We start from the raw sequence: 12996 nt of genomic DNA, 5'->3' as shown, positions 1-12996 counted from the left end.
ATGGCCGGACCGGATTGCCGGGCCGGGCTGCCAAGCAGGTCTGCCAGGCAGGGCTGCCGGATTACTCCTGCCGAGCGCTGAGCAGCGGACGCAGCTGCTCGGGGAGCTTCTTCTCGCAGGCGTGGGCGGCGGACTGGGTCAGGGCGTCGTCCACGCACGTGAAGTAGTCGCGGTAGACGAGCTGGAGCGTGAAGGTGGCGGCCACCATGACCAGCGCCAGCGAGGCGGTGACCAGCCCTGCCACAGCAGCGGTCGTCTGGGGGCGGGTGGAGGCGGCGGGCGGGTAGCCCGTGGCGGAGGCGCCCGAGTCCGTACGGGGCGGGGCCTGGCCCGAGACGTCGGCGGCAGTGGCCCGCGCGCTGCCGGCCGTACGGGCGGGCTTGGCGCGCAGGGAGCTGATGCCCCAGTAGAGGGCGAGCGCCGCCAGCAGCAGGGCGATCTCCGGCAGGTTGAACAGGACGAAGAAGAAGCCCCACATGCCGGCGAGCAGCGCGTAGCGCGCGCGGCGCTGGGCCGGGTCGGTCGGGTCCCAGCGCAGGCCGCCGGACCCGCCCGGGCCGCCGGGGCCCTGCTGGCCGTTGCGGTTGCCCGGCCGGGTGCCGAAGCTGCCGCCCTGGCGCCCCGGCTGGCGGCTGCTCCACTGGCTGCCCCAGGCGGGCGGCTGCTGGTCTCCGGAGCGGCCCTGATCGTCGCCCTGGTCCTGGTCCGACCCGTGGTGGCGGGGCTGCCACGGCTGGTCGGGCGCGTCGGCGGGCGGCGGCGCGAACGGGTTGTCACGGTCCCGGTCGCCGCCGCGGTCCCCCGGGGGCCGGGTCCGGGCACGCTCCCTGGCCGGGCCGTCCGTACCCCCGGCGTCCGACGCCCCCGACCCGGAATCGGATGTATCCGACGTACCTGACGTATCCGATGTACCCGATGCCCCCGGAGCGGCGGAATCGGAGGACGGCTTGCGCTCGCGCAGCAGCACCGCCGCGGGAGCGGCGGCGGGCCGGGGGCACCCCCCGGCGGTAGCCGGGAGAGGGAGGAGGAGGGCCGCGCGGCGGCGTCGGTCCGGCATCTGGAGTGTGTCTTCCCCTTGTCTCGTCCGTACGTCCGACGGGTGGGCCGGGCGGGCGGATACCACGAACAGCGTGCGTTCTCACGCCCGACGCTACCTCTCGCGTGCGCCCCCGTCCCGTGGGGGCCGCGCGGTGTGCCGGTATCGTTGCTGACGGTCGGCGCCTTCGTAGGGTTCCCCGGTTTTCGGCGACCCATGGTTTTGTACGACCGCACAACATCGCACACCGCCGTACAGCAGCACCGCGCGAGAAAGAGCCCCGCCGTGGCCTCCGCTTCCCCGTCCTACGCCGTTCCCGCCGCATCCCCGGCCCGGATCGTCGTGCTCGTCTCCGGTTCCGGTACGAACCTGCAGGCGCTGCTCGACGCCATCGCCGCCGAGGGCGTCCCCGCGTACGGGGCCGAGGTGGTGGCCGTCGGCGCCGACCGCGACGGCATCGCCGGCCTGGAGCGTGCCGAGCGGGCCGGTCTGCCCACCTTCGTGTGCCGGGTCAAGGACCACGCCGACCGGGCCGCCTGGGACCGCGCGCTCACCGAGGCCACCGCCGCGTACGAGCCCGACCTCGTCGTCTCGGCGGGCTTCATGAAGATCCTGGGCGCCGGGTTCCTCGCCCGGTACGGCGACCGGATCGTCAATACGCATCCGGCCCTGCTGCCGAGTTTTCCCGGGGCCCACGGCGTGCGCGACGCGCTCGCGTACGGCGCCAAGGTCACCGGGTGCACCGTCCACTTCGTCGACGACGGCGTCGACACCGGCCCGGTGATCGCCCAGGGAGTGGTCGAGATCCGGGACGAGGACGACGAATCCGCGCTGCACGAGCGCATCAAGGAAGTCGAGCGCAAGCTGCTCGTCGAGGTCGTGGGGCGTCTGGCCCGGCACGGCTACCGCATTGAGGGACGAAAGGTACTGATCCCGTGACCGCCGAAGCAAGGAAGCGGCCCGTCCGCCGGGCGCTGGTCAGCGTCTACGACAAGACGGGCCTCGAAGAACTGGCCCAGGGCCTGCACGCGGCGGGCGTCCAGCTCGTCTCGACGGGCTCGACGGCCGCGAAGATCGCGGCGGCCGGCGTTCCGGTGACCAAGGTGGAGGAGCTGACCGGCTTCCCCGAGTGCCTGGACGGCCGGGTCAAGACGCTGCACCCGAAGGTGCACGCGGGCATCCTCGCCGACCTGCGGCTGGAGGACCACCGGCGGCAGCTGGACGAGCTGGGCGTCGAGCCGTTCGACCTGGTCGTCGTCAACCTGTACCCGTTCACGCAGACGGTGGCCTCCGGTGCGGAGCCGGACGAGTGCGTCGAGCAGATCGACATCGGCGGGCCCTCGATGGTGCGCGCCGCCGCCAAGAACCACCCCTCGGTCGCCGTGGTCGTCAACCCCGACCGCTACACGGACGTGCTGAAGGCGGTCGCGGACGGCGGCTTCGACCTCCAGGAGCGCAGGCGGCTGGCCGCCGAAGCGTTCCGGCACACCGCCGAGTACGACGTGGCGGTGGCCTCCTGGTTCGCGGGTGACTACGCGGGCGACGGCGGCGAGTTCCCCGGCTTCCTCGGCGTCACGTACGAGCGCAAGAACGTGCTGCGGTACGGCGAGAACCCGCACCAGGCGGCGGCCCTCTACACGAGCGGCGGTGGCGGCCTGGCCGAGGCCGAGCAGCTGCACGGCAAGGAGATGTCGTACAACAACTACACGGACACCGACGCCGCGCGCCGGGCCGCGTACGACCACACCGAGCCCTGTGTGGCCATCATCAAGCACGCCAACCCGTGCGGCATCGCGATCGGAGAGGATGTCGCCGAGGCGCACCGCAAGGCGCACGCCTGCGATTCGCTGTCCGCCTTCGGCGGCGTCATCGCCGTCAACCGCCCGGTGTCCGTGGCGATGGCCGAGCAGGTCGCGGAGATCTTCACCGAGGTCATCGTCGCGCCGGACTACGAGGACGGCGCGGTCGAGGTGCTGTCCCGCAAGAAGAACATCCGGGTGCTGCGCTGCCCCGAGGGCCCGCAGCCGCCGGCCGAGTTCAAGCCGATCGACGGCGGCGGTCTGGCCCAGGTCAAGGACGTCCTCCAGGCCGAGGGCGACGACCCGGCCAACTGGACGCTGGCGGCGGGCGAGCCGCTGAGCGACGGCGAACTGGCGGAACTGGCCTTCGCCTGGCGCGCGTCGCGCGCCGTGAAGTCCAACGCGATCCTGCTCGCCAAGGACGGCGCCACGGTCGGCGTCGGCATGGGCCAGGTCAACCGCGTCGACTCGGCGAAGCTGGCCGTCCAGCGCGCCGGCGAGGAGCGGGCCCGCGGCTCCTACGCCGCCTCGGACGCGTTCTTCCCCTTCCCGGACGGCCTGGAGGTACTGCTGGAGGCCGGCGTCAAGGCCGTCGCGCAGCCCGGCGGTTCGGTCCGCGACGAGCAGGTCATCGAGGCGGCGAAGGCCGCGGGCGTGACGATGTACCTGACGGGGACGCGGCACTTCTTCCACTGAGGCGTACGTCCTTGAACGCGTACGTCCCTGAACGCGCCGAGAGCCGCACCCGACCCGGGTGCGGCTCTCGGCGCGTGTGGGGAGCGGTTCAGTAACGCGGGCGCGTGAACCAGGCCGTGCCGTCCGTCTTGGAGACCATCACGATGCTGATGATGCACATGACGTCGTAGACGAGACCGAACGGCATGAACACGAAGCTGAAGAGAATGCCGACCACGCACACGACGATCGCGGTGACGCGCGCGCCGTTGCCGCCCTTGGAGAGCTGCGAGGCGGCCACGATCGCCCCGGCGCCCCAGAGCACCATGCCGATGATCATCGCGATCAGCAGGCCCTTGCCGACCTGGAGGCTCTCGAAGCTGCTGGAGGTGACGTACTCGGACTTGCTGGCCTTGCTGATCGTGCTCAGCAGGAACACGACCAGGCCCAGACCGATGACCGTCAGGCCCGCCATGACGTAGAGCATCACACGGGCGGCCTTCACGCCGCCCGGCATCACGGTCGGGACCGGTATGCCCGGCATGCCGGCGGGGCCGCCGGGGAACGGCGCGTACGGCTGCGGCTGCGGGTAGCCGTACTGGGGCTGGGGAGGGCCCTGGGGCTGGCCCTGCGGCGGGCCGTAGGGGTTCTGGTTCGGGTAGCTCACGAGCGGTGTCCTTCGAGCGGTGTGACCTGGTGTCAGCCGGTGCTGCGCGGTTCCGGCGGTCCCGGGTGAGGTAAGAGATCGATAAGAGCCTACGGGGCGGCGAAGGCCCCCTCGCGCGATTTTGCGTGAGGGGGCCCGGGCCGTACGTACCGCCTGACGGTTACTGGCTGCGGACGACCACCGAGCCGACGATCTTGTCGGCGAAGGTCTGCGACTTCTCGTCCCACAGCGGCCACCAGTAGCCCAGACCGCACAGCGGACCGTCCACCGCGTGGCAGAGCTTGCGTACCAGGGCCATGCCGAAGCCGAGCGGCTGCCCGGTCGCCTCACGGACGACGCGGATCTTGCAGGCCTTCTTGCCCGGGGTCTGACCGGTGGAGCCTTCCTTGGCGATCAGGAAGAGGCCGCCGGCGATCGTGATCAGGATGGCGAGCCAGATGAGGATGATCGCAAGCGCGGGCGTCGTCGAGGCCGCGTCGTAGGCGTTCCGGATGCACTGGAAATCGGTGCCGCAGTAGGACGTGTCCGGGCGGGAGACGGTGGAGTTGGCGCTCACGACGAAGGCGATGAGGTACAGGATGCCCGGCACCACGCCGATGATCAGGCCGTCGAGCAGGTAGGCGCCCACCCGCGCCCCCCAGCTCGCGTACCCCTGCGGCATGCCCATACCCGGCATTCCGCCCTGCTGGCCGTAGGCCGCCTGCTGCGGGTAGCCGTACGCCTGCTGCTGGGGCACCTGCGGCGGCTGGCCGTAGGGGGCCTGCTGCTGAGGCGGGGCCTGCTGCGGATAGCCGTAACCCGGCTGGGGCTGTGCCTGCTGCGGGTAGCCGTACCCCGGCTGGCCCTGCGGGGGCGCCGGCGGCTGCTGACCGTACGGGGCCTGCGGGGGCTGGCCGTACGGTCCGGGCTGCCCCTGCGGCTGTCCGTAGGGATTGTTCGGGTCGCCAAAGCTCATTGGCTGGTTTCCTCCGTTGTTGTTCAGTGGGGGACGGCAGGGCGTGCTCGGAGGAAACCTTGGGATCAGTGGCCCGCCCCCCGATGATGCCTGCGGCACTGAGCCGCAATACTTCTAGTTGCGCAATATCGTTGTCCAGTCAAGAGGCTGATGTGTTGTGCAAGTGCAATGATCGATTCCGCAATTCCATTTCGGTCATCTCCGGTCATCGCTCTTGTCAGTGGCCATAGCGCGCTCTGCTTGCTACGGCCATGGCGAGCCCTGATTGGAACGGAAGTGGCCTCATCCGGGAGGATGGGGGTATGAGCGCCCAGATTCTCGATGGCAAGGCCACCGCCGCCGCGATCAAGTCCGAACTCACCTCCCGCGTGGAAGCACTGAAGGCCAGGGGCGTCACCCCCGGCCTCGGCACTCTCCTGGTCGGTGACGACCCGGGCAGCCGCTGGTACGTGAACGGCAAGCACCGCGACTGCGCCCAGGTCGGCATCGCCTCCATCCAGAAGGAGCTGCCGGACACCGCGACGCAGGAGGAGATCGAGGCCGTCGTACGGGAACTGAACGAGGACCCGGCCTGCACCGGCTACATCGTCCAACTCCCGCTCCCCAAGGGCATCGACACCAACCGTGTCCTGGAACTGATGGACCCGGCCAAGGACGCCGACGGCCTGCACCCGATGAGCCTGGGCCGGCTGGTGCTGGGCGTCGAGGGGCCGCTGCCGTGCACCCCGTACGGCATCATCCAGCTGCTGCGCCACCACGGCGTGGAGATCAACGGCGCGCATGTGGTCGTGGTGGGCCGCGGTATCACCGTCGGGCGCTCGATCCCGCTGCTGCTGACCCGCAAGTCGGAGAACGCCACCGTCACGCAGTGTCACACCGGCACCCGTGACCTGTCCGCGCAGCTCAAGCAGGCGGACATCATCGTGGCAGCCGCGGGCGTGCCGCACATCATCAAGCCAGAGGACGTCAAGCCGGGCGCGGCCGTCCTGGACGTCGGCGTCAGCCGGGACGAGAACGGCAAGATCGTCGGCGATGTGCACCCCGGTGTCGCCGAGGTGGCCGGCTGGCTCTCCCCGAACCCGGGCGGTGTCGGCCCGATGACCCGCGCCCAGCTGCTGGTCAACGTCGTCGAGGCCGCCGAGCGCGCCGCGGGCTGACCCTCGTACGTCCCGCAGCGCCGCGGCCCTCGCAGTACGGAAACCCTCGCAGCACGGAAACGCCCAGCAGCACCGGAACGGACACGGAAAGGGACCGCCACCCATGAGTGCCGAAGCGCACGCGGAAGGCGCCTCCGAGCCGCAGCGGCCCTCCCGCCGCTTCCCGCGGATCACCACCGACACCGCGCGGCCGGAGGGCGGCGCCAGGACCGCCCCCGGCAGCGCCCCGCCGCCCGCCCGGCAGTGGCCGCTGCTGGCCGTCATGGGCGGCGTGGCCCTGGGGCTGTTCATCGTCGCGCTGGACGGCTTCCGCATCGGGACGCTCCTGATCGGCCTGTCCCTGCTGGGCGGGGCCGTGCTGCGCCGAGTGCTGCCGAAGGTGGGCATGCTGGCCGTACGGTCCCGGTTCACCGACATGGCGACGTTCGGCGGGCTGGGCGTGGCCATCGTCCTGCTGGCGCTGATGGCGCAGCCGAAGCCGTGGCTGAAGATTCCGTTCCTGGACGATCTGGTGCACTTCACGGTGTGGTGAGCCGGGGGCGTACGCCCGCACGGGGGAAGGCCGCGCGCTCCGGCCTTCCCCTTCGTGCGTCCGCGTACATGTACGGGCATGCACCGGCACCTGGTACGGGCATGCATGCGCCCGTAGGACGGGGTACGGGTACGCACCTGCCCGTACGACGGGCATGCGTCGGTCTGTACGACGGACCCGCACGACGGACCCGTACCGCTGCCCGCACGACGGACCCGCACCGGCCCGTACAACGGCCCCCCGCGCCATTCGCGTGACGCACACCCGCGCGTGCCCTCAGGGACGGCCGCCGCGTCCCCGCGCCGAGTAACTTGACGACGAGGCACATCGACGTGTCCGGGACACCGCCGGTCGCCGCCCCAGTCGTCGCGCGAGAGGGACGCCCCACCGCATGGCCAAGATCAAGGTTGCCCAGCCCGTCGTCGAGGTCGACGGCGACGAGATGGCCCGCATCATCTGGTCCTCCATCAAGAACAAGCTGATCCTGCCCTACCTCGACATCGAGCTGCGCTCCTTCGACCTGGGCATCGAGAACCGCGACGCCACCGGCGACCAGATCACCGTCGACGCCGCCCACGCGATCAAGAAGCACGGGGTCGGCGTCAAGTGCGCCACCATCACCCCGGACGAAGCGCGGGTCGAGGAGTTCGGCCTCAAGGCGATGTACCGCTCGCCCAACGGCACCATCCGCAACATCCTCGGCGGCGTCATCTTCCGCGAGCCGATCATCATGGCGAACGTGCCCCGCCTCGTACCGGGCTGGACCAGGCCCATCGTGGTCGGCCGGCACGCCTTCGGCGACCAGTACCGCGCCACCGACCTGAAGGTCCCCGGGCCCGGCACCCTCACCCTGGCCTACACGCCCCGGGACGGCGGCGAGCCGGTCGAACTGGAGGTCCACGACTTCCCGGGCCCCGGCGTCGCGCTCGCCATGTACAACCACGACGAGTCCGTGCGCGACTTCGCGCGCGCCGCGTTCCGCTACGGCCTGGACCGCTCGTACCCGGTGTACCTGTCCACGAAGAACACGATCCTCAAGAAGTACGACGGCCGGTTCAAGGAGCTCTTCCAGGAGGTCTTCGACGCCGAGTTCAAGGCCGCCTTCGACGCGCGCGGCCTGACGTACGAGCACCGGCTGATCGACGACATGGTTGCCGCGGCGCTCAAGTGGGACGGCGGTTACGTCTGGGCCTGCAAGAACTACGACGGGGACGTGCAGTCCGACGTGGTGGCGCAGGGCTTCGGCTCGCTCGGCCTGATGACCTCGGTCCTGATGACGGCCGACGGCCGCACCGTGGAGGCGGAGGCCGCGCACGGCACGGTGACCCGCCACTACCGCCGCCACCAGCAGGGCGTCCCCACCTCGACCAACCCCATCGCCTCGGTGTTCGCCTGGACCCGCGGCCTGGCCCACCGCGGCGAGCTGGACGGCACACCCGAGGTCACCCGGTTCGCCCGGATGCTGGAGCGGGTGTGCGTCGAGACCGTCGAGGGCGGCCAGATGACCAAGGACCTTGCCGTGCTCATCTCCAGGAACCAGCCGTACCTGACGACGGAGCAGTTCCTGGACGCGCTGGACGTGGGGGTGCAGAAGAAGATGGCGGATGCGTGAGGCGGGCCACGCGCCGCGCTGTGCCGCGGCGCGTGGCCCGCTGCTCCCGCACCGTGGCCCGTGGCCCGTCCTTCCCCCGGAGAGGACGGGCCACGGCCGCGCGCGGAACCGGTCAGTTGCCGGCCCAGGCCTCCACGGTGGTGGTCTTCGGCTTGCCCTTCGTCGTCTGGAGGGTGATCCGGACGTGCTGGCCCTTGCGGTAGGCGACCGTCGCGTAGTGCTTGCGGCCGTTGCAGTCGTGCTTCTTCGAAGCCTTCTTGCCCGAGTCGATGTTCTTGATCGTCACCTTGGCCTGTCCACCGCCCGAGCAGCGGAACGTGGTGCGCGCCATGTTCGACCAGTCGGGCTGGCGGTAGACCCCCGAGACCCACTTCTTGCCGTGCGTCTTGAGGTAGTCGGCGCTGATACGGGAGCTCCACTGCTTCTGCCAGCCCCCGCGCGCCGACGTGTCCTGCACCGCCGCCACGGTCGTCCCCGTGGCCGGTGCGGCGGTGGCCGCCGGCGCCGCCAGGGCGGCTCCGCCGCCGAGGAGGGCGGTGGCCGCGGACAGCGCGACGCTCCTGCGCAGATTCATCATTGCGGGTTCCTCTCCGTCTGGTGGAGGCGGCGCGGGGTGGACCGCGCCGCCGGTGTGCACCACCGACTTTCAGGGCACGCCAGGTACACCGGCCAGAGAGACCGGGGGAGTTGGTCCATCGTGGGACAGCGCGCGGCTGACCTGCTGGGATGCCGACAGGACTGACGACGGGGCGGGACGCGCCGACGCCGGGTGGCGGGCCGGAGCGGCCCGGAGCGGCCCGGACGTCGCCCTTCCGCGTGTCCGGAATGCTCACGGAATGAAAGAAGGGCGGGGGCCGGTTCCAGCGCTTTTGCCATCATCGGTACGGAAGGGGGCGCGACGCCTCGGGGGACCGGAGAACGCGTGTGGGGTGGAACATGTCGCGTTGGAAAGAGCTGCCCGCGTCGACTGACCAGCGGACCCGGCAGCTGGTCACACAACTGCGCCGGCTGAAGGACCACAGCGGCCTGAGCCTGGCCACGCTGGCCGCGAGAACGGCGTACAGCAAGTCGTCCTGGGAGCGCTACCTCAACGGCAAGAAGCTGCCGCCGAGGGCCGCGGTCGAGTCCCTGGCCCGCGTCTGCGGCACCGACCCGACCCGGCTGCTGGCGCTTCAGGAGGTGGCGGCGGAGGGGTGGGGGTGGGAGTCGGGGGCGAAGACCGAGACGGAGGTGGAGGCGGCTGGTGGGGTTGGTGCCGCAGGCTTACGGGCTGGTGACACAGAGCCTGGTCCCGTACGGGCTGAGGGCGCGCGGCCCGAGAACGTACGCCGGAGACGGTCACCGACCCGTACGGCAGTACTCGCCACGGCCGCCCTCCTGATCGCCGCACTTGCCGCGAGACTGCTCATCTCCCGGCCGTGGCAGGACGACACGCCGCCTGCCGTGCAACCGTCCGCGTCGCCGGGGGCGTTCGTGCACGAGCCGGGCAAGGCGTTCGACTGCCGGGTGCACCGCGCGCACGGCGTACTGACCGCGGACCGCAGCGCCACCACCCAGGCGATCCTGGCCAACGGCACCTCCGGCTGGGGCGTCGTGGAGGCGCAGTGCCTGCTGCGGCACCGGGGGTTCGACCCGGGGGCTGTCGACGGCATCGTCGGCGAGAACACCATCCGCGCCGTGAAGCGCTTCCAGACCAAGTCCGGCTTGCCGGCCGACGGCATCGTGGGCCCCGACACCTGGGAAGCGCTGCGCCGATGACCGGCACGGGAGCGTCCGGGCCGGTCGAGGGGGCGCGGCTGGCCGCGGCGTTACGGGAGTTGCGCGGACGTACGGGGCTGTCGCTGGCGGCCCTGGCCACCAAAACCGCGTACAGCAAGTCCTCGTGGGAGCGCTACCTCAATGGCAAGGCGCTGCCGCCGAGGGAAGCGGTCGAGGCACTGTGCCGCCTGGCCGGGGAGCGCGGCGGCCGGGTGGTGGCGCTGTGGGAACTGGCCGACGCGGCGTGGAGCGGGCGGGGGCGTGCGGCGGAGCGCGAGTGTCCGGATGTGCCGGGCGCGGGCGTACGCGAGGGCGTGGCGTCTCCGCCGGAAGAGGGCGGCGGCGCGGCGCAACGTCCCGAAGATGTCCCGCGATCGGCGCCGCCGTTCGGTGTGCGCCGTGTGACGCTGGTGACGGGTGTGGCGGTGGTGCTGGTCGTGGCCGCCGTACTTGTTGTCGTACTGGCCGTCGTACTGGAATCGCACCCCGGCGCCGGCGGGGCCGACCGGCAGGCGAACACCGCCGTCTCCTCCGCGCCTTCCGCGCGCACGGGCTGCCACGGGGCGGCGTGCGACGGTCAGGACCCGCTGTTCATGCTGTGCGGCGGGGAGGGCCTGGTGACCACGGTACTCAGGCACACCGCCACGGGCGGGCGCCACCTCCAGATCCGGTACAGCAAGGCATGCGGCGCGGCATGGGGCCGCCTCCGCGGCGGACGGATCGGCGACCGCCTCGCATTCGACGCGCCCGGCGGAAGGCCGCAGAGCACGCGGGTCACCGACCGGTTCGACGCCGACGGCTACGTCTTCACCCCGATGGCCGCCGCGTCAGGGCCCGAGAAGCTGCGGGTGTGCCTGCGCCCGGCAGGGGGCGGCCGGTCCGAGTGCTTCCGTACGGGCTGAGTACCGGCTTTCGGCCCGGTCCGGCTACGGCGGGCGGAAGTGTACGGGGGTGTACGGCTACGTGTCCCATGCCCGAATGCTCCCGTGCGCCCCGGAGATGGGAACTGGCATCCTGACTCTGAGCATCCCTTTGGGTAACCACTGGGGCGGGCTGCGGGGGCCGCGCCCCGGCGGAGGAGTCGACGCAAGAGCACCGGAAGCAAGAGCACTGACAGGCGCAAGCAGGCGCATATGGGGGGTTAGGGGGAGGCAATGCCTCGCTGGAGGGCGCTACCGGAAGAACTCGATCCGCAGGTGAAGGAGTTCGCGAGCCAGCTGCGGCGGCTCGTGGAGCGCAGCGGGCTGAGTCTCGCCGCCGTCGCGGACCGTACCGGCTACAGCAAGACCTCGTGGGAGCGCTACCTCAACGGACGGCTGCTGCCGCCGCAGCGCGCCGTGCTGGCGCTGGCCGAGGCGACCGGCGCGCACGCCGGTCACCTCACCACGATGTGGGAGCTGGCCGAACGCGCCTGGAGCCGTTCGGAGATGCGCCACGACGTCACCATGGAGGCGATCCGGGTGGCGCAGGCGCGGGCCGCGCTGGGGGAGTTCGGCCCGGCGCCGGGCAAGGCGAAGTCCCGGCTCAAGGACAAGGCCAGGGAGAAGGCCAAGGGGAAAGGGCCGGGGGAGGAGCCCGAGAAGCCGGAGAAGTCGGAGGAGCCGGGGAAGGCATCGGGGGAGGCGTCGGGGAACGCGCAGCCTCAGGGGGCCGCGGCAACCGCCGCGCCGCCGCGCCGCGACAACGACCTGCCGTCCAGCGCGGACTTCCCCGGCATGGCCGGGTCCTCCGCGGCCGCGCCGCCGTCGACCATGCCGTCATCATCGACCATGCCGCCGTCGACCACCTCGCCATCGAACGCGCCGTCACCGTCCGCGGCATCCTCCGCGGGCACGGCGGACGGGACGATGGATGGCCCGGCGGATAGCCCGACGGTTGGGGCGACGGTTGAGGCGACGAACGACACCGACCGGCCGGGCAAGGTGACCTGGCCCAGGGTGACCGCCTACGTGGACGCCGAGCCCGCCGCTCCGCCGCCCCGCCCCGACGCGTCCCGCCCTGACTCGTCCCGCCCTGACTCGTACCGCTCCGACTCCGGCGGCCCCCCGCCCGGGCCCGCCACGGGGCATCTCGCCGGGCAACCCGCTCCCGCCGGGCCCCCGGACGGCGCCGACCGGCAGCTCCGTCGTCGTCGCGTCACGATGTTCCTGGCCGGTGTCGTCGGCGCGCTGCTCGTGATCGCCGCCGCTGTGCTGCTGCTGGACGTCGGCGGCAAGGACGGCAAGCAGGCCGCGCCTGCGCCGTCGGCGAGCCCGAGCAAGAAGCCCGTACTGCCCGCCGGGGTGAAGTGCGCCGGGGCCGACTGCGCGGGCAAGGACCCCGAGACGATGGGGTGTGGCGGCCAGAACGCCGACAGCCCGTCGCGGGGGTTCGCGGGCGGCTCGCTGATAGAGGTGCGGTACAGCAAGGTGTGCGGCGCCGCCTGGGCGCGTATCACCGGGGCCGCGCCGGGCGACGAGGCCGCGATCAGTTCAGCGGGCCGTACGGAGAAGGCCAAGGCCGGGCAGGACGGTGACGCGTACACCGCGATGGTGCCGGTGTCGGGCGACCCAAAGAAGGTCACCGCGTGCGGAACGACGGCGGCGGGCCTGAAGGGCTGCGCCAAGCCGACGCCGACGACGGGCTCGGGCACGGGCTCGGGTACGGGCTCGGGTACGGGTACGGGCACGGGTACGGGTGAGTCCACCGGTCGATGCCCCGGCCCCGCCAGCCGGTGGGTCCGCCCACCGGCCGACGCCTACCGGCCGACACCCACCCCGCTCCACCACGACTCGCCCCGCCCCGCACCCACCCCCCCGCCCCCCC

General features: G+C 71.9%; 12 protein-coding genes. 8 read left to right on the top strand and 4 right to left on the bottom strand.

What is annotated here, in order from left to right; all coding sequences use genetic code 11:
- Positions 1 to 61: 61 nt before the first annotated feature.
- Positions 62 to 1057 carry a hypothetical protein gene (locus IH45_RS0128535; protein ID WP_030674668.1) on the bottom strand — a complete coding sequence of 332 codons (996 nt, stop codon included), beginning with the start codon at positions 1055 to 1057 and terminating at the stop codon, positions 62 to 64.
- Positions 1058 to 1321: 264 nt separating this feature from the next.
- On the opposite strand from IH45_RS0128535, the gene purN reads away from it, so the two are divergent.
- Together purN and purH are read left to right on the top strand one after the other, a co-directional pair.
- Positions 1322 to 1975 carry a phosphoribosylglycinamide formyltransferase gene (purN, locus tag IH45_RS0128530; RefSeq protein ID WP_030674653.1) on the top strand — a complete coding sequence of 218 codons (654 nt, stop codon included), beginning with the start codon at positions 1322 to 1324 and terminating at the stop codon, positions 1973 to 1975.
- Positions 1972 to 3531: a bifunctional phosphoribosylaminoimidazolecarboxamide formyltransferase/IMP cyclohydrolase gene (purH, locus tag IH45_RS0128525; RefSeq protein WP_030674650.1), complete on the top strand. Its 1560-nt coding sequence runs from the start codon at positions 1972 to 1974 to the stop codon at positions 3529 to 3531. The genes purN and purH overlap by 4 nt, the downstream gene beginning before the upstream one ends.
- An 88-nt stretch (positions 3532 to 3619) precedes the next feature.
- Here purH and IH45_RS0128520 read toward each other — a convergent pair whose 3' ends face one another.
- Positions 3620 to 4177: a DUF5336 domain-containing protein gene (locus tag IH45_RS0128520; RefSeq protein WP_030674646.1), complete on the bottom strand. Its 558-nt coding sequence runs from the start codon at positions 4175 to 4177 to the stop codon at positions 3620 to 3622.
- A gap of 160 nt (positions 4178 to 4337) precedes the next feature.
- Positions 4338 to 5132 carry an RDD family protein gene (locus tag IH45_RS0128515; RefSeq protein WP_030674643.1) on the bottom strand — a complete coding sequence of 265 codons (795 nt, stop codon included), beginning with the start codon at positions 5130 to 5132 and terminating at the stop codon, positions 4338 to 4340.
- Positions 5133 to 5434: 302 nt separating this feature from the next.
- Between IH45_RS0128515 and IH45_RS0128510 the strand changes: the two genes are divergently transcribed.
- The 3 genes from IH45_RS0128510 (at position 5435) to IH45_RS0128500 (ending at position 8433) form a co-directional block, all read left to right on the top strand.
- On the top strand, positions 5435 to 6289 hold the full coding sequence (locus IH45_RS0128510; protein ID WP_030674640.1) for a bifunctional methylenetetrahydrofolate dehydrogenase/methenyltetrahydrofolate cyclohydrolase: 855 nt from the start codon (positions 5435 to 5437) through the stop codon (positions 6287 to 6289).
- A gap of 103 nt (positions 6290 to 6392) precedes the next feature.
- Positions 6393 to 6821, top strand: a complete 429-nt coding sequence (locus IH45_RS0128505) for a DUF3017 domain-containing protein (protein WP_030674636.1) — start codon at positions 6393 to 6395, stop codon at positions 6819 to 6821.
- 391 nt (positions 6822 to 7212) lie between these two features.
- Positions 7213 to 8433, top strand: a complete 1221-nt coding sequence (locus tag IH45_RS0128500) for an NADP-dependent isocitrate dehydrogenase (protein ID WP_030674633.1) — start codon at positions 7213 to 7215, stop codon at positions 8431 to 8433.
- A gap of 112 nt (positions 8434 to 8545) precedes the next feature.
- On the opposite strand, the gene IH45_RS0128495 is transcribed toward IH45_RS0128500, so the two are convergent.
- Positions 8546 to 9010, bottom strand: a complete 465-nt coding sequence (locus IH45_RS0128495; RefSeq protein ID WP_030674629.1) for a hypothetical protein — start codon at positions 9008 to 9010, stop codon at positions 8546 to 8548.
- Between the two features lie 359 nt (positions 9011 to 9369).
- On the opposite strand from IH45_RS0128495, the gene IH45_RS0128490 reads away from it, so the two are divergent.
- The 3 genes from IH45_RS0128490 to IH45_RS0128480 all read left to right on the top strand — a co-directional run.
- On the top strand, positions 9370 to 10191 hold the full coding sequence (locus IH45_RS0128490) for a peptidoglycan-binding protein (protein WP_030674626.1): 822 nt from the start codon (positions 9370 to 9372) through the stop codon (positions 10189 to 10191).
- Positions 10188 to 11093, top strand: coding sequence for a helix-turn-helix domain-containing protein (locus IH45_RS0128485; RefSeq protein WP_030674624.1), 906 nt, complete (start codon positions 10188 to 10190; stop codon positions 11091 to 11093). Before IH45_RS0128490 ends, IH45_RS0128485 begins: the two co-directional genes overlap by 4 nt.
- A 252-nt stretch (positions 11094 to 11345) precedes the next feature.
- On the top strand, positions 11346 to 12996 hold a 1651-nt coding region (locus IH45_RS0128480), incomplete at its 3' end, for a helix-turn-helix domain-containing protein (RefSeq protein ID WP_107058737.1).

It is taken from the genome of Streptomyces rimosus subsp. rimosus (assembly GCF_000720725.1).
Taxonomy (GTDB): domain Bacteria; phylum Actinomycetota; class Actinomycetes; order Streptomycetales; family Streptomycetaceae; genus Streptomyces; species Streptomyces rimosus_A.
This window is presented reverse-complemented; position numbering and strand designations above follow the sequence as displayed.